Origin of the sequence: Roseateles sp. So40a (genome assembly GCF_048081605.1) — a bacterium.
In the GTDB taxonomy this organism is placed as follows: domain Bacteria; phylum Pseudomonadota; class Gammaproteobacteria; order Burkholderiales; family Burkholderiaceae_C; genus Roseateles.
The window spans coordinates 4,459,080-4,474,180 of record NZ_CP182288.1; the positions used below are offsets into that span (position 1 = coordinate 4,459,080).

General features: G+C 70.1%; 15 protein-coding genes. 5 read left to right on the forward strand and 10 right to left on the reverse strand.

The window, feature by feature from the left end; all coding sequences use genetic code 11:
* Positions 1-12: 12 nt before the first annotated feature.
* Complete coding sequence (locus ACNI65_RS20230) at positions 13-558, forward strand: TfoX/Sxy family protein (RefSeq protein ID WP_416758974.1); 546 nt, start codon at positions 13-15, stop codon at positions 556-558.
* Here the strand turns inward: ACNI65_RS20230 and ACNI65_RS20235 are convergent.
* Positions 503-862: a DUF2917 domain-containing protein gene (locus ACNI65_RS20235; RefSeq protein WP_416758976.1), complete on the reverse strand. Its 360-nt coding sequence runs from the start codon at positions 860-862 to the stop codon at positions 503-505. The two genes, ACNI65_RS20230 and ACNI65_RS20235, sit on opposite strands and share 56 nt — an antisense overlap.
* A 126-nt stretch (positions 863-988) precedes the next feature.
* Here ACNI65_RS20235 and ACNI65_RS20240 point away from each other — a divergent pair, with 126 nt between their 5' ends.
* The gene (locus tag ACNI65_RS20240) at positions 989-1,972 is read left to right on the forward strand and encodes a LysR family transcriptional regulator (RefSeq protein WP_416758977.1); all 984 of its coding nucleotides are present in this window, start codon (positions 989-991) and stop codon (positions 1,970-1,972) included.
* A gap of 69 nt (positions 1,973-2,041) precedes the next feature.
* On the opposite strand, the gene ACNI65_RS20245 is transcribed toward ACNI65_RS20240, so the two are convergent.
* On the reverse strand, positions 2,042-2,662 hold the full coding sequence (locus tag ACNI65_RS20245) for a 5-formyltetrahydrofolate cyclo-ligase (protein ID WP_416758978.1): 621 nt from the start codon (positions 2,660-2,662) through the stop codon (positions 2,042-2,044).
* An 11-nt stretch (positions 2,663-2,673) separates the two neighbouring features.
* On the opposite strand from ACNI65_RS20245, the gene ACNI65_RS20250 reads away from it, so the two are divergent.
* Both ACNI65_RS20250 and ACNI65_RS20255 read left to right on the forward strand, forming a co-directional pair.
* A complete protein-coding gene (locus ACNI65_RS20250; protein WP_416758980.1) occupies positions 2,674-4,737 on the forward strand; it encodes a transglycosylase SLT domain-containing protein in 2,064 nt (687 codons plus the stop codon).
* 26 nt (positions 4,738-4,763) lie between these two features.
* Positions 4,764-5,465, forward strand: coding sequence for a glutathione S-transferase family protein (locus tag ACNI65_RS20255; RefSeq protein WP_416758981.1), 702 nt, complete (start codon positions 4,764-4,766; stop codon positions 5,463-5,465).
* Between the two features lie 92 nt (positions 5,466-5,557).
* Here the strand turns inward: ACNI65_RS20255 and ACNI65_RS20260 are convergent, their stop codons facing one another.
* On the reverse strand, positions 5,558-5,830 hold the full coding sequence (locus tag ACNI65_RS20260; protein ID WP_416758983.1) for a hypothetical protein: 273 nt from the start codon (positions 5,828-5,830) through the stop codon (positions 5,558-5,560).
* 167 nt (positions 5,831-5,997) lie between these two features.
* Here ACNI65_RS20260 and ACNI65_RS20265 point away from each other — a divergent pair, with 167 nt between their 5' ends.
* Positions 5,998-7,233 carry a multifunctional CCA addition/repair protein gene (locus ACNI65_RS20265; RefSeq protein WP_416758984.1) on the forward strand — a complete coding sequence of 412 codons (1,236 nt, stop codon included), beginning with the start codon at positions 5,998-6,000 and terminating at the stop codon, positions 7,231-7,233.
* A gap of 107 nt (positions 7,234-7,340) precedes the next feature.
* Here ACNI65_RS20265 and ACNI65_RS20270 read toward each other — a convergent pair whose 3' ends face one another.
* The 7 genes from ACNI65_RS20270 to ACNI65_RS20300 form a co-directional block, all read right to left on the reverse strand.
* Positions 7,341-8,462, reverse strand: coding sequence for a class I SAM-dependent methyltransferase (locus ACNI65_RS20270; protein ID WP_416763664.1), 1,122 nt, complete (start codon positions 8,460-8,462; stop codon positions 7,341-7,343).
* Between the two features lie 56 nt (positions 8,463-8,518).
* On the reverse strand, positions 8,519-10,636 hold the full coding sequence (locus tag ACNI65_RS20275) for a putative bifunctional diguanylate cyclase/phosphodiesterase (RefSeq protein WP_416758986.1): 2,118 nt from the start codon (positions 10,634-10,636) through the stop codon (positions 8,519-8,521).
* Positions 10,637-11,608: a uracil-DNA glycosylase gene (locus ACNI65_RS20280; protein WP_416758988.1), complete on the reverse strand. Its 972-nt coding sequence runs from the start codon at positions 11,606-11,608 to the stop codon at positions 10,637-10,639.
* Positions 11,605-12,102 (reverse strand): ribosomal protein S18-alanine N-acetyltransferase, encoded by a 498-nt coding sequence (gene rimI, locus ACNI65_RS20285; RefSeq protein ID WP_416758989.1) that lies wholly within the window; start codon positions 12,100-12,102, stop codon positions 11,605-11,607. The genes ACNI65_RS20280 and rimI overlap by 4 nt, the downstream gene beginning before the upstream one ends.
* Positions 12,099-12,863, reverse strand: a complete 765-nt coding sequence (gene tsaB / locus ACNI65_RS20290) for a tRNA (adenosine(37)-N6)-threonylcarbamoyltransferase complex dimerization subunit type 1 TsaB (RefSeq protein WP_416758991.1) — start codon at positions 12,861-12,863, stop codon at positions 12,099-12,101. The genes rimI and tsaB overlap by 4 nt, the downstream gene beginning before the upstream one ends.
* Before the next feature lie 75 nt (positions 12,864-12,938).
* Entirely contained in the window at positions 12,939-13,637 is a 699-nt protein-coding gene (locus ACNI65_RS20295; RefSeq protein ID WP_416758992.1) for an OmpW/AlkL family protein, read from the reverse strand.
* Positions 13,638-13,667: 30 nt separating this feature from the next.
* Complete coding sequence (locus ACNI65_RS20300) at positions 13,668-15,062, reverse strand: alpha/beta hydrolase family protein (protein ID WP_416758993.1); 1,395 nt, start codon at positions 15,060-15,062, stop codon at positions 13,668-13,670.
* Positions 15,063-15,101 lie beyond the last annotated feature (39 nt).

Here is a 15,101-nt window from a genome sequence, read left to right on the forward strand (position 1 = left end):
AGAGTCGGCGCCATGGCACGAGGCACCACCACCACGGGAACCGTCCGTCGCGTCAGCGGCGCGGGCAGCGACTTCGCCAACCATTGCATGGAGCTGCTGGCGCCGCTCGGGCCGGTGCTGGCCCGGCGCATGTTCGGCGGCTTCGGGCTGTACGTGGATGGCCTGTTCCTGGCCATCATCAGCCGCGACGAGCTGTATCTGAAGGCGGACGCCACCAGCCAGCCGCGTTACGTCGAGGCGGGCTGCGAGCCCTTCCGTTACTCGAAGACGGGCAAGGACGGCCAGGAGGCCGTCGCCAGCCTGAATTACTTCAGGCCGCCGGAGGACACGCTGGAGTCGCCCGCGCTGATGCTGCCCTGGGGGCGGCTGGCGATGGAGTCGGCCTTGCGCTCGGTCAACGCGAAGCCGAAAGCCAGCACCGCGAAGAAGAGCGCCGGCACGACGGCCGCGCCCAGGACCGACAGGAAGGAAAAGCCCGTCACGGCCGCGGCGGCGCCCATGGTCAAGCGTTCGCCAGGCGCTGGCCGAGCAATTGCGCGAAGGAAGGCAGGCGGTTGACGCGGCGCGCGGCCTTGGCGGCGCAGGCTTGCGGCGGCACCAGCAGCTGGAAGCGGGCCGTCGGCCAGGCTTCCACGACCAGTTCCGTGCCGCTGCCGACTTCCAGGGTCTCGCCGGCCGACAGCCAGAAGTCCTGGGCCGGCAGGTTCAGGTCACCGCGCTGGGTCACCCAGACCCGGCCGTCGAGCACATGCAGCTCGCGGCGACCCGGTCCGATCGGCAGGCTCATGGCCTCGCCCTGTGACAAGGTCCACGCGGCGTCGTCGTGGCTGACCTGGATTGATGAATTTTGCATGACGTTCATGATCGGCTCCCCGTCCAGCGGGCGGTCCGCGCACCGGCGGCATTCCTCGTGGACATGGCGTAATCCTAGGGTTCACCCGGACGCCGGTCCAATGAGTCTTCCAGCGTCGATTGATACCATCCGCGCATGAATAGCCCCCGCCACCGCCCGCTCGCCGTCGGTCCGTTGCGTGCCTTCGAGGCGGTCGCGAGGCGCCTGAGCTTCAGCGCCGCGGCCGAGGAGCTCTTCCTGACCCAGTCCGCCGTCAGCCGCCAGATCCGCTCGCTGGAGGAGGAGCTCGGCGCGACGCTGTTCCTGCGCGGCACGCGTCATGTGGAGCTCGCCCCCGACGGCAAGCTGCTGCTGTCGGCGGTGGAGCCGATGCTGGACCGGCTGGACGGCACGGTGCGGCAGATCCGGTCGACTCGCGGCCGTCGCGTGGTGAACGTGACGACCTTTGCGTCGTTCGCGTCCTTGTGGCTGATCCCGCGGCTGGAGGCCTTCCAGCGCGAGCATCCGGACATGGACATCCGCGTGTCGGCGCTGGATCAGCTGGTTGAGATCGACGACAGCGAATTCGACGTGGCCTTGCGCTACGCCGCGCCCAACCGCGTGGCGCCGCATGCGCAGCGCATGTTCGGCGAGATGCTGACGCCGGTGGTCAATCCGTGGGTGGCCAAGCAGGCGCAGGCGGGCCAGGGGCCGCCGCTGAGCGAGGCCGCCGACCTGCGCCAGTACACGCTGGCTGAGGAGGACGATCAGCGGCCCAGCGGCCTGTTCCTGAGCTGGCGGCGCTGGCTGGGCATCCACGGCGCGCCGGACCTGCAGCCGCGGCGCTGGATGTACCTGAACTTCACCTACCAGCAGATCCAGGCGGCGGTGTCGGGCCAGGCGGTGGCGCTGGCGCGGCTGCCCTTGATCTACGAGGCGCTGGAGCGTGGCGAGCTGGTCGAGCCCTTCGGCGAGGCGGGGCGGCTCGACTGCCCGACGGTGTACTGGCTGATGATGTCAGCGCACGGGCGGGCTCGGCCGGAGGTCGTGGAATTCGCCAACTGGATCGCCGAGCAGTCCGCGCTCACGCGCCGCGCGATCGGCGAGCCCGATCCGCCGGTGGATGAGAACTCGGGCTGAGCCTGATCTTCAGGACTGCCACGGCCACTGGCCCTCACCCCTGCCCTCTCCCGCAAGCGGGAGAGGGAGTCAGGGTGCGATGACCTCGCGCTCCGTGAGCACGACGGTCATCGCCTGGTCGTGCGGCTGGACCTCGAAGGCGGCCTCGCAGCAGTGCCAGGCCAGGCCGATCGTCGTCACGCCGGGATGGGCCTCCAGCCAGCGGTCGAAATAACCACCGCCGTAGCCGAGCCGGAAGCCCTCGCGCGTGTAGCCCAGGCAGGGCACGAGCAGCACCTCGGGCACGAGCACCGGCCCGGTGCTGCTGGGAATGCCGCACTCGTCCTTGACCGTCGGCTCCTGGCCGTTCCAGCGCCGGAACTCCATCGACGCCGGCCCGTGATCGCCCGCCTTGCGCGCGAACGGCAACGCGAGTTGCATCGTCCCCGAAAGCTTGTGGGTCGCCGCCCAGGCCACTGCGTTAAATTCCCCCTCCAGCGGCCAGTACAGGCCGAGGCTCAGGGGCTCGAGCTGACCCAGCAGCGGCAACAGACGTTCGCCGACCTGGTCAGCGGCGAGCCGGGCCTCGGCGCCGGCCGACCATTCGCGGCGGCGCGCCAGCAAGGCGCGTCGCAGTTCGCTTCGCTCATGGGGCCAGGTCTTGCCGGCAGCAGTGCCGGTGGCGTCGGGGGCCGTGGGGAAGTCATTCATCGCAGTTCGGCATGAAGTTCGCTCGGATCACTGTAACCGCCCTCGCCTGCGCCACCCTGCCCCTGGCGGCCGCGCTGCTCGCGCCGCCGGCGCTGGCGCAATCGGCCACGACGTTCAACGTCGTCGCCAATCCGCTGCCGCCGCTGCCGGACCTGGTCACCGACGCCCGCGAGGCCTGGCGCACCCGGGACCGCTCGCGGCTGGCGGCGATGCGGCAAGTCGCCTTCGACCAGCAGCACCCGCTCGCCCCCTGGTTTGATTACTGGGATCTGAACGCCCGCCTCTCCGAGGCCCAGCAGCCCGAGATCAACGCCTTCTACGCGCGCTGGCCGGGGGCCTACGTCGAGGACCGCCTGCGCAACGACTGGCTGCTCGAGCTGGGCCATCGCCGCGACTGGACCAATTTCCGGCGCGACCACGCGGCCTACAAGATGCAGGACGACCGCGAGGTCACCTGTTACGCGCTGCTGGCCGATCCCCCCTCGCGCGACCTGCGCGACAGCGCGCGCGCTGCCTGGCTCGCGCAACGCGACGCCGACGAGGGCTGCCACATGCTGGCCAGCACGCTGCATGAGAACGGCCAGTTCAAGGACTCCGACGTCTGGCGCAAGCTGCGCCTGGTCGTCGAGACCAACAAGCCCCGCGCGGTGAAGCAGACCGCGTCGCTGCTGTCCAAGGCGGACCAGGACGCCATCGCCGAACTGATGGACAAGCCCGATCGTTATCTCAAGCGCAAGGCCGCGGCGTCGCCGCGCGCCAAGGCCGAGCTGACGGTGCTGGCGCTGATGCGGCTGGCGGCGACCGACTACGACAAGGCCGACGACGACATCCGGCGCTGGGCGCCCAAGCTCCCCAATGACCTGGCGGCCTGGCTCTGGGCGCAGTACGGGCGACAGACCGCGCTGCGGCTCAAGGACGACGCCAACGAATACTTCGACCGCGCGCTCAAGCTGGCGGGCAAGGGCGGCGGCTCCGGGTCGTCCGAATGGAGCGACGACACGCTGGGCTGGATGGCGCGCGCCGCGCTGCGTGGCGACGCCGGGGCGAGCCGCCCCGAGCAGCTGCTGACGGCGATCTCCACGATGAAGCCGGGCGATCAGAAGGACATCACCTGGACCTACTGGCGCGCCAAGGCGCAGCAGCAACTGGCGCCCAATGGCGCGGCCGGCGACGCCCAACGCCGCGAGGCGCAGGACACGCTGCGCTCGATCGCCTCGCCGCTGAGCTTCTACGGCAAGCTGGCCGCGGACGAGCTCAAGCTGCGCCTGCCGCTGCCGCCCACGCCGGCCGAGCTCACCGCGCCGGAGCGGGCGCAGGCGGCGGCCAATCCCGGCATCCAGCGCGCGTTGCTGCTGCTGGCCGTGGGGCTGCGCAGCGAGGGTCAGCGCGAGTGGAACTTCAGCCTGCGCGGCCTGTCCGACCGCGAGCTGCTGGCCGTCGCGCAGACCGCCTGCGAGCGCGAACTCTGGGAGCGCTGCATCCAGACCAGCGAGCGCACCAAGCTCGAGATCGACCTCGCGCAGCGTTTCCCGATGCCGTATCGGGCGGACGTCTTCAAGCAGGCCACCGCGGTGGGCCTGGACCCGGCCTATGTCTACGGGCTGATCCGCCAGGAGTCGCGCTTCATGATGGATGCGCGCTCGCATGTGGGCGCCGGTGGCCTGATGCAGGTCATGCCGGCGACGGCCAAGTGGACCGCGAAGAAGCTGGGCGTGGATTTCCGACCCGACATGCTGCATGACCGCGACACCAACCTGCGTCTGGGCACCGGCTACCTGAAGCTGGTGATGGACAGCTTCGAGGGCTCGCAGGCGATGGCCGCGGCCGCGTACAACGCCGGGCCCAACCGGCCGCGTCGCTGGCGCGAGGGGCCGCAGCTCGACGCGGCGATCTGGACGGAGAACATTCCCATCTGGGAGACCCGTGACTATGTGCGCAAGGTGCTGTCCAACGCGACCATCTATGCCCAGCTGATGGGCCGCGAGGGCGGCACGCTGCTGCGCGACCGGCTCGGGCGCGTGATCGGGCCGGCCGCGGCGTCGGCGCCCGACATCCCGGCCAACGGCACGAACTGAACCAGGCACTGGACAAGGATCTCCGCATGCAATTGATCGTCGGCAACAAGAACTACTCGTCCTGGTCGATGCGCCCGTGGGTGCTGATGAAGGCGCTGGGCATCGACTTCCAGGAACGCGTGGTCCGTTTCGACTTCACGCCCGATTCGGCCTTCTATCGCGAGATCGGCGCGGTGACACCCACCGGCAAGGTGCCGGTGCTGGTGGACGACGGGCTGGCGGTGTGGGACTCGCTGGCGATCGTCGAGTATCTGGCCGAGCGCTTCCCCGAGGCAGGCGTCTGGCCGCGCGACGCGCGCCAGCGCGCCCGGGCGCGTTGCCTTTGCGCGGAGATGCACAGCGGTTTCGGCCAGCTGCGCACGCATTGCGTGATGAACATCGATGCCGATCTGACGAGCATCGGCCCGCGGCTGCTGCAGACAGAAGCCGGCCTGCGCAAGGACCTGGCGCGGGTGGTGGAGTTGTGGACCAACGCGCTGGCCGAAAGCGGCGGTCCTTTCCTGTTTGGCGAGTTCGGCGCGGCGGATGCGTTCTTCGCGCCGGTCGTGATGCGGGTGACGCGCTACGGCCTGCCGGTGCCCGAGCCGCTGCGGGCCTATCTGGCGCGCGTGGAAGCGGCGCCCGGCGTGCGCGAGTGGATCGCCGATGCGATCGCGGAGAAGGACTTCCTGGACTTCGAGGAGCCGTACCGGGACGTCAGCGGTCCGGTGCCGGTGCTGAAGGTCTGAAGTCCTGAACGGGGAGCGGAAATGAAAACGCCGCTTCTGGCGCCTTGTGCGGGCAAGGCGGGAAGCGGCGAGGTGGTCTTGGGTGCTGAGGGTCAGTGTTCGCGCCTACGCCTGACCATGAAAACGGCCGCCAGGAGGCCGCCGACCATCATGGCCTGGTTCTGGGGCTCGGACACGAAGGACGGCACCACGGTGGCACCCTCCTGCTCATTGACATCAGCCAGTTGCACCGGTGCCGGTTGGCTCTGCTGCACGAAACTGGCGTCTGCGGCGATCTGCGCCTGGGGCGCTTCGGTGGCCGACATCTCTTGCGCCTGGGCAGCGAGACCAATTCCGCCCAGCAAGAGGAGGAGAACAGACTTCATTCAAAAACTCCCTACTGCTTGCCGCCTGCCTGACTACGTGTCTCTCTCGGTAGCTGGCCTGCTGAAGCAGGCACTGGTGTGCAGGTGGCATTGGTGAATATACGGATCAACAGCCTACGTGAGCACCCCCACCCTTGGGGATGCTGCGCCGCAACATGAGTGTTCAGATGTTTCTCGTCGGAGGGGCCGTCCGGGATGCCCTGCTGGGATTGCCGGTCCAGGACCGGGATTGGGTGGTGGTCGGTGCATCACCCAAGTCCTTGATCGACAAGGGATTTATTCCTGTCGGCAAGGATTTCCCGGTCTTCCTGCACCCCGAGTCCCATGAAGAGGTGGCATTGGCGCGGACCGAGCGCAAGACGGCCGCTGGATACCACGGTTTCCAGTTCCACACGGCCCCGGACGTCACCCTTGAGCAGGACCTCGCGCGTCGCGACCTGACCATCAACGCGATGGCGCAGGCCGAGGACGGCACGCTGATCGACCCCTACGGCGGCCAGCGCGACCTGGCGGACCGGGTGCTGCGGCATGTGTCGCCGGCGTTCGCCGAGGATCCGGTGCGCATCCTGCGGCTGGCGCGCTTCGCCGCGCGTTTCGGCGATTTCAGCGTCGCGCCCGAAACCATGGCCCTGATGCGCGAGATGACGCAGGCCGGCGAGGTCGATGCCCTGGTGGCCGAGCGGGTCTGGCAGGAGGTCTCGCGCGGGCTGATGGAAAAGCACCCGGCGCGAATGATCGAGATCCTGCGCGAGAGCGGCGCGCTGGCGCGCATCGCGCCGGAGGTGGATCGGCTGTTCGGCGTGCCGCAGCCGCCGGCGCATCACCCCGAGGTCGACACTGGCGCGCACCTGCTGCTGGTCCTGGAGGAATGCGCGCGCGTGGACGCGCCGCTGCCGGTGCGCTACGCCGCGCTGTGCCACGACCTGGGCAAGGGGTCGACGCCCGAGGCCGAATGGCCGCGCCACCTGAAGCACGAAACCCGGAGCGAGGACCTGTCGGCGGCCTTGTCGCAGCGCTGGCGGGTGCCGTCGGACTGCAAGGAGCTGGCCGAGCTGGTGTCGCGCGAACACACGCACGTGCATCAGAGCCTCGATTTCACCGTCGAGGCGCGGCTGAGGCTGCTCGAGCGCTGCGACGCGACGCGGCGGCCCGAGCGTTTCGCGCAGATGCTGCTGGCCTGCGAATGCGATGCGCGCGGCCGCGAGGGGCTGCGCGATCGGGACTATCCGCAACGCGCGGCGCTGCTGCACGACCTGCGCGCGGTGCAGTCGGTGGATCAGGCGTCGATCTCGGCGGCGGCGCTGGCCGCCGGCAAGCAGGGCCCGGCCATCGGCCAGGCGATCCAGGAGGCGAGGAAGGCGGCGTTGAAGGCCGCGTCAGCGCACAGACCGGGCAACTCCTGACCCCGGCGCCGGGGCGATGAACCTGCATGGCCGGCCCGGATCAGCCGTCCTGCCACGGCCGCTGGCCCTCACCCCTCCCTCTTCCGCAAGCGGGAGAGAGTGTCAGGTCACAGCGTGTGCGAGCGGTCCCCCGCGATGAAGCCCATCGCGTCGAACCCGTCGCCCGGCGCGAAGCCGATGACCTTGAACAGCTCGCCCATCTCGTGCTCGGCGATCAGCCGGTGCGCCATGCCGCGCTGCGCCAGCGTGGCCTCGCTCATCAGGTCCACCAGGCCGCAATTGATCAGGAAGTTGGCCTGGCTCGTGTAGCCCAGCACCATCAGCCCCGCGTCCTGCCCCGCGAGCGCGATGCCGGTGAAGTTCACATGCGCGGTGATGTCCTTCTGCCCCGGCAACGCGAGCGGATCCGGATCGGCCCGGTGCAGGTGGTGGCACATCAGCGTGCCGCCCGTGCGCTGCGGGTGGTAGTACTCCGACTCCGGGAACCCGTAGTCGATCAGGAAGGCCGCGCCCCGCTTGAGCCGCTCCGCCAGCGTCTTCACGAACGCCTCCGCCTGCGGGTGGATCTCGGTCACCGTGCCCGGCACGAAACCCGCGTCCTCCTCCGCCGGCAGCGGCGGCCGCGCATCGCCGGCGCGGTCGACGAAGACCAGCTCGCCCAGCGCGTCCAGGCCCACGCCGCGTTGCAGCCACTGCTGCCCGTCCCAGCGCAGCAGGTCCACGGGAATCGCGTCCAGCAGTTCGTTGGCCACCATCACGCCGTGGATCTCGTCGGGCCAGCGGTCCAGCCATTCGACCCGCGGCGCGAATCGCGCCAGGCGCTCGGCCTGACGTTCGCGCAGCGTGCCCGACAGGTCCACGATGAAGTAGCGCGTTACCGGCTGCCCGAGCGCATCGAGCGCCTCCAGCAACTGCTCGGCCAGCGCGCCGCTGCCGGCGCCGAACTCGATCACCGTGTCGGTGCCGCTGACCTGCAGCGCCTGCGCCACCTGACGCGCCAGCGCGCGCCCGAACAACGGCGACAGCTCCGGCGCCGTGACGAAGTCCGACCCCTGCTGCGGCATCGTGCCGAACTTGCGCCGCGCGTTGGCGTAGTACCCCAGGCCCGGCGCGTACAGCGCCAGGCTCATGTAGCGGTCGAACGGCAGCCAGCCTCCGGCAGCAGCGATCTCCTCGCGCAGCAGCGCGGTCATGGCCGGATCGGTCGCGTGGGCGGCCGCTGCCGTCATGGATGGGGTGGGCGCCGCCGCGCCGTTCAGGCGGGCGGACTCGGGGGTCTTCGAAGTCATGTGTCGATCCTGGGCAGCCGCGACTGGCCGCGATCGGCCAGCCACGCTTCAAATTCCTGGGCGGGCATCGCCGGCGCGATGACCTCGCCTTGCAGCTCGTCGCAGCCCCACTCGGCCAGCAGGTGCCACTGGCGCGCGTTGCGCACGCCCTCCGCGCCGACCCGCAGACCCAGCCCCTTGGCCATCTGCACCATCGCGCGCGTGATCGCGGCCGCGCCGCCGTCATCGGGCAGCACGGCGACGAAACTCTGGTCGATCTTGAGCTTGTCCAGCGGCAGCCGGGTCAGCTGGTTCAGCGCCGTGTAGCCGGTGCCGAAGTCGTCGATCGAGATCGCCAGGCCCTGCGAGCGCAGCGTCTGCAGCAGCTCGGGCAGGCGATCGATCTCCTCGGTCAGCATGCGTTCGGTGAGCTCCAGCTCGAGCCACTCGCCCGGCACGCCGACGGTCCTGAGCACATGCGCCACCGACTTGGAGAAACTCGCCAGCCGGAACTGCATGCTCGACAGGTTCACCGCGATCGGCACCTCGGCGATGCCGCGCTCGTGCCAGGCACGGGCCTGCCGGGCGGCCTCGTACATGACCCACTCGCCCAGCGGCAGCATCAGCCGGTGGCGCTCGGCCACGACGATGAACGCGTCCGGCGTCAGCAGCCCGCGCTGCGGATGCCGCCAGCGCAGCAGCGCCTCGGCGCCGACCAGCTCGCCGCTGCGCGCGTCGACCTGCGGTTGATAGAACAGCACGAACTCGTCCGCGGTCAGCGCCTGCGCGAGCTCGCTCTCCAGCACCAGGTCGGCATAGGCGTTCTCCGCCATCGCCTGCTCGAAGAAGCGATAGGTCGCGCGGCCCGCGGTCTTGGCGAGGTACATCGCCGTGTCGGCGTGCTGCAGCAGCTCCTCGGGCGTGTCGCCGTGCTCCGGATACATCGCCACGCCGATCGACGGCGTCACCGACAAGTCCCGCCCATCCGCCTGCACCGGCACCTCCACGACGCTCAGCAGCGCGTTGAGCACCGTCTGCACGTCCTTGCGCTGATGCACGTCCTCGAGCAGCACGACGAACTCATCGCCGCCGAAGCGCGCCACCAGGTCGCTGCCGCGCAAGCCGCCGCGCAGGCGCTCGGACACGGTCTGCAGCACCCGGTCCCCCTCGAGATGGCCCAGCGAGTCGTTGACGCGCTTGAAGTTGTCGAGGTCGATGAAGAGCAGCGCCGCCCGACGTACGCCACCCGGCCCGTTGCCCGGGGCGAGCCGCTCGCGCAGCCGCTCCATGAAGGTCGACCGGTTGAGCAGCCCGGTCAGCGGATCGTGCTGCGCGAGGTGCTGGATGCGCGCCAGCGCCTCCAGGTGCGGCCGCAGGTCGCGCACGATCGTCATGCGCAGCCGCTCGCCGTTGCGCCACAGGGTGCGGACGATGAATTCGACGTCGATGCGCTCGCCGCTGCGATGCAGGATGGCCGTGGCGTAGCGGGTCTCGTGGCCGGCCGCCATGACCGCGCGCACCGTGTCGACCTGGTCCGGCGCGATCATCGACAGCGCCGAGCGTCCGACGAGCTCCTCGAGCGCGTAACCCACCAGCTCGCACAGCGGCGGGTTGACGTCGGTCATCACGCCGTCGCGGTGGAAGACGATGCCCTCCATCGACGCCTGCATGAACTTGGCCAGCCGCTCCTCGGAGTCGCGCACGGCGGCCTCGGCCTCGCGGAAGCGGGTGATGTCGGAGATCAGCACGAAGCTGGACTGCACCTCGAGCGCGCCGGGCGGCACGTACGGGATCAGGTTGACCTCGATCCAGCGCCGGCTGCCGTCGCGCCGGTCCAGCCGGCGTTCGTAGTTGACGCTGATGCGCTCGCCGAGCACGCGCTGCACATGGGGCTCGATCTCCTGCGCGGCGTCCTCGCCGATGATCTGCGCGAAGGTGCGGCCGACCACGCTGTGCTCGTCCAGGCCGAAGCTCCGGGCGTACTGGCGGTTGGCGAAGCGGCAGGTGCGCGTGGCCGCGTCGAACACGGCGATCAGCACCGGCACGTTGTCGGCGAGCAGCCGGAACTGCGCCGCCTGGTCCTCGGCGGACGGCGCCGGGGAAGCCGGCGACAGGGGCGGCACCGGCGCGGTCATTCAGCCGCCTCCGTCTCCGTCACCGGAGGCCGGCGCGCTGGCCGCATCCCCCGCGAGCGTCTGCATCGCCAGGCACAGGTCCTCCCAGGCGCGCGCCTTGTCGGGCAGGTTGCGCAGCAGGTAGGCCGGGTGGTACGTGACGATCAGCGGCACGCCCTGGTAGCGGTGCACCCGGCCGCGCAGCTTGCCGATGGGCTCCTGGCTGCGCAGCAGTTGCTGCACGGCGAAGCGGCCCATGGCGAGGATGATGCGCGGCTGGATCAGCGCGATCTGGCGTTCCAGGAAGGGCTCGCACTGCGCGAGCTCCGCCGGATCGGGATTGCGGTTGCGCGGCGGCCGGCACTTCAGCGTGTTGGCGATGTAGACCTGGCGCTCGGGCGTGCCCTCGCCGCGGGACAGACCGATGGACCGCAGCATGCTGTCGAGCAGCTTGCCGGCGGCGCCGACGAAGGGCTCGCCCTGCAGGTCCTCCTGCTCGCCGGGCGCCTCGCCGACGACCATCCAGTGTGCGCGTTCGTTGCCGACGCCGAAGACGGTCTGCTTGCGGGACTCGCACAGCGTGCAGGCCCGGCAGGCGGCGACCTCGTCGCGCAGCCCCGGCCAGTCGAGGCGGGCGATCGCCTCGCGCGAGACGGCGGGTGCGGAGGCGGGTTCCACGGCCGGTGCCGGCGCGGCAGCGGGCAAGGCCTTGGCCAGCACCTCGGCGACGCGGCGCGGCGCAGGCGCCGGTGCCGACGTCGAAGTCGGTAGTTCGGCGACGGCGACATCGCCTTCCGGCGCACGGCGCGAGACGGCCGGGGCAGCGGCTGCGGGCGCGCCGCGTGACGCGGTGGCCGGGGCAGCCACGGCGGACGGGGCGGTGGCCAGTGAGGCGACAGATGCCGGCGCGGCGTTCGATCCCGCGTCCGGCGGCAGCCACAGCTTGAGGCCCATCGCCTCCAGCATCGCGCGTTGACGGTCGGTCCAGCTCATGCGGGGGTCTCCGTCAGGCGCAAGGTCATGAGCACCGCGTTCTCGCGGCCGTCGGTGCCCGGGTAGTAGCCGCGGCGCAGGCCGCTCTGCGCGAAGCCGTAGCGGTCGTAGAGCTTGCGCGCGCGCAGGTTGCCCTCGCGGACTTCCAGCCACACCTGGTGGCAGCCTCGCGCCCGCGCCAGCAGCGCCAGCGCGTCCAGCATGCGCCGGGCCAGGCCCTGGCCCTCGCGCTCGGGCAGCACGGTGAGGTTGAGCAGGTGCATCTCGTCGATGACCTGCATCGCGAGGAAATAGGCGCACAGCCGGGCCTGCTCGTCACGCATGACGAAGGCGGCGTAACCGGCGGCCATCGAATCGATGAAGTTGCCCCGCGTCCACGGATGGCTGTAGGCCACGGACTCGATGGCCATGACCTCGTCGAGGTCGACCGCGCGCAGCGGCTGCAGCGATTGCAGCGACGCCGGCCAGACCAGGTCCTTGGGTTGGGCGCTCATCTGCCGGAACCTCCGGACGGGGCCGCGTCCGCCTTGGCGTCCGATTTGGCGTCCACCTTGGCGGCCTCGCGCTCGGCCGTCGTCAGCGCGACCTTGTCGCGTACGTACAGCGGCAGCGCGTGAGCGGCGTCCTCGGCCAGGCCGGCGTCGTAGGCCTGTTGTGCCAGCGCGCCCAGCGCGCGGGCCCGCGACACCGCCGTCGGGAAGCGGCGAGCGGTGCCGGTGTCCAGCGCGAAGGCGCCCAGCGCGGAGCCGGCGACCAGCGCCGGGGGCTCGTCGCGCCACAGCGACTGCAGCGGCTCGGGATCGGTGAGCGCCGGCGCGAGCAAGGTCGCCCAACGCGTGCCGTCCCAGCGATATCTGCCGACGTAGATCTGATTCATGCGCGCGTCCATCGCGACCCAGACCTCGAGCGGTCCGGTGGAAGGAGCTTCAGCATCCAACTGCTGACGCGCGTCCTCGGCCACCAGCATGAGGCTGTCCAGCGCGAGCACCGGCTTGCCGGCGCCGAAGGCCAGGCCCTGCGCGACCGAGCACGCGGTGCGCAGTCCGGTGAAGGCACCGGGGCCGCGGCCGAAGCCGACCGCGTCGACGTCAGCCAGCGCCACGCCGGCCTGCTTCAGCAGCGCCAGGGCGTCCGGGACCATCCGCTGCGAGGCTTGCGCCCCGCCATCGGCGTCCATAAATGCAGCATGGCCCTGACCCAGAAGGGCCAGAGCCATGTGTTCGGTCGAGCTATCCAGGGCCAGCAACACGCTCATGCGGCAAGTGTAGTGGTCCCGGACGCCCGCAGGCAGGGTGAACCCCTGTCTGCAGGGCTCATGCCGGGGTCGTCGTTAGAACGAGTAGCCCAGCGACATGGTGTAGACCATGGGGCGGAAGTTGATCTTCGTGTGCAGCTCTTCCACGCCGTCCTTGGTCGTCGTGTACGAGCGCATCGTGCTGCGCACGTCCGCGTAGGCGGCCGTGGCGGTCAGCGACCATTGCTTCGTGTACTGGACCGTGAAACCGGCGTGCGCCGCGGCGCCCCAGGAGTTGGTCAGCGTGATGCGGGTCGGGCCGCCGCTGATCGCGTCACCGGTCGGGGTGCTGCGCTTCTTCTCGAAGTAGGTGTAGTTCACACCGACGCCGACGAAGGGCTGCACCTTGGTGAAGTACTCGCCCAGGTGGTAGTTCACGAACACCGTCGGGGGCATCTGACGCACGACCGCGATCTGGCCGGCATTGGCCAGCACGCCGTTGCCGTAGATCTTGTGCGAGGGCGGGATGCCCAGCACGATCTCGCCGCTCCACTTCGGCGCGAAGCGGTAGGTGTAGCCGAAGCCCGTGGTGGTGGCGTCGCCGACGCGGATCTGCGCGCCCGGTGCCGGGAACTGCTTGGTGCCGCCTTCCAGCGGACCGGCCTTGCTGTTCACGTCGATGTGGGCCAGGCCCAGGTAGAACGTGTGCGTGCCGACAGCGGGTTCCTCGGCGCGCGCGGCGCCGGCCACGACCATCAGCGAGGCGGCCAGGATGAGGGTGATGTTCTTTTTCATGAAAAGTGTCTCCGTGCGGATCGGCTGCGATTACGGCTGAGCCGCCAGGACCGATTGGAAGTAGCCGCGCGCGATCGCGCTGCAGAACGGCGGGACCAGGGTGCCGTGGTAGGCGCCCTGCACCGCGGCCGCGCCTGCGGTGCCGCCGCCAGCCGCTGCCGACACGCCGGCCTTGGCCTGCTGGAAGCCGCCGTACAGCGTCGCCGCGGTCGTCGTGCCCAGCGGTGCCAGCGAGGCCTGGCTTTCCAGGTTGAACGCCGGGTACTGCTTGCCGCGCGAGGCGAAGTCCGCCTGGGCTTGCGTCGTGTTGAAGAAGAACACGGTCGGGTCGTTCGCGCCGCCGCACATCGCGACCGGGGCCTTCGGCGTCCAGCCCAGCAGGGTGTTGGTCTGCAGCGCCTTGCGGAAGTTGGAGGTCGCGTAACCGGCCTTGAACGAGTCGGTCAGCAGGCCACCCGTGCCGAACAGCTTCGTGAAGGTCGGATCGGCCGGCAGCTTGCCCTCGGCGATCAGCTGGCTGACCGAGACCTTGGACGGGAACAGCGTTTCCGCGGTCGCGGCGAACTGCGACTGGTACACGTCGGTCGGGGCCGAGTAGATGTTGCCGTAGGCCTTCTGGTAGCTGGTCAGCATCAGCGGCAGGAACAGCGTCGCGCCGGCGTTGACCTGCGTGTTCAGCACGTAGTCGCCGAAGGTCACCAGGTTGTAGGGGCCCGACATCGGCACCGCGGCGGTGACGGTGAACTCGGACGTGTAATCACGCTCCATCACCTTCTGCGTGGCCATGGCCACGTGCCCGCCCTGCGAGTAGCCGGAGATCAGCAGCTTGGCCGACGGCTTGACCGGGCTTTCCGCGGCCAGGTGGGTCTTGGCGGCGCGCAGGCCGTCGACCATCTCGATGGCCGACTGCTCGGCGTTCAGGTAGGTCGTGTACTGCAGGCCGGAACGGTCGTAGCCGAGGTAGTTCGGAGCAACGACGATGAAGCCTTGCGCGGCGTAGAACGCGGCGACCAGCGAACCTTCCTGGTTGTTGGTCAGGTCGGCCATGTTGAAGGCCTGGTCGGTCGTCGTGCCGTGGGCATACAGCACCACCGGGCGATTGCCCGTGCACTGGGCGGCGGTGCCCGCGGGCACCAGCACGGCGGCGGAGGCCGTCGCGGGCAGGCCTTGCGGATCGCGGGTCATGTAGTAGACGTAGCGCACGTCCACGTCGCAGGCGGCCTTGCCGGTCAGCGCCTGGATGCCCTTGGCCGCGGTGCCCGCGTCGATCTGGGCGGCCGTGGCCGCGCCCGCCTTCACGCCCAGCTGCAGCGCGCCACGCGCCGGCGGGGGATCGTCATTGGCCGGCGAGCTGCCGCCACCGCAGGCGCTCAGCAATGCCACAGCGGCCAGCGTCAGGCTGGCCAGTTTGAATTGGCTGTTCATTCGGACTTCTCCAGGGGTTGTCTCCGTCGTTCACACCGT

Bases quoted from the DNA above. Each gene is read 5' to 3' on its own strand.
- ACNI65_RS20230 (WP_416758974.1), top strand. From the start codon at position 13: ATGGCACGAGGCACCACCACCACGGGAACCGTCCGTCGCGTCAGCGGC.
- ACNI65_RS20235 (WP_416758976.1), bottom strand. From the start codon at position 862: ATGAACGTCATGCAAAATTCATCAATCCAGGTCAGCCACGACGACGCC.
- ACNI65_RS20240 (WP_416758977.1), top strand. From the start codon at position 989: ATGAATAGCCCCCGCCACCGCCCGCTCGCCGTCGGTCCGTTGCGTGCC.
- ACNI65_RS20245 (WP_416758978.1), bottom strand. From the start codon at position 2,662: ATGAATGACTTCCCCACGGCCCCCGACGCCACCGGCACTGCTGCCGGC.
- ACNI65_RS20250 (WP_416758980.1), top strand. From the start codon at position 2,674: ATGAAGTTCGCTCGGATCACTGTAACCGCCCTCGCCTGCGCCACCCTG.
- ACNI65_RS20255 (WP_416758981.1), top strand. From the start codon at position 4,764: ATGCAATTGATCGTCGGCAACAAGAACTACTCGTCCTGGTCGATGCGC.
- ACNI65_RS20260 (WP_416758983.1), bottom strand. From the start codon at position 5,830: ATGAAGTCTGTTCTCCTCCTCTTGCTGGGCGGAATTGGTCTCGCTGCC.
- ACNI65_RS20265 (WP_416758984.1), top strand. From the start codon at position 5,998: ATGTTTCTCGTCGGAGGGGCCGTCCGGGATGCCCTGCTGGGATTGCCG.
- ACNI65_RS20270 (WP_416763664.1), bottom strand. From the start codon at position 8,462: ATGACGGCAGCGGCCGCCCACGCGACCGATCCGGCCATGACCGCGCTG.
- ACNI65_RS20275 (WP_416758986.1), bottom strand. From the start codon at position 10,636: ATGACCGCGCCGGTGCCGCCCCTGTCGCCGGCTTCCCCGGCGCCGTCC.
- ACNI65_RS20280 (WP_416758988.1), bottom strand. From the start codon at position 11,608: ATGAGCTGGACCGACCGTCAACGCGCGATGCTGGAGGCGATGGGCCTC.
- rimI (WP_416758989.1), bottom strand. From the start codon at position 12,102: ATGAGCGCCCAACCCAAGGACCTGGTCTGGCCGGCGTCGCTGCAATCG.
- tsaB (WP_416758991.1), bottom strand. From the start codon at position 12,863: ATGAGCGTGTTGCTGGCCCTGGATAGCTCGACCGAACACATGGCTCTG.
- ACNI65_RS20295 (WP_416758992.1), bottom strand. From the start codon at position 13,637: ATGAAAAAGAACATCACCCTCATCCTGGCCGCCTCGCTGATGGTCGTG.
- ACNI65_RS20300 (WP_416758993.1), bottom strand. From the start codon at position 15,062: ATGAACAGCCAATTCAAACTGGCCAGCCTGACGCTGGCCGCTGTGGCA.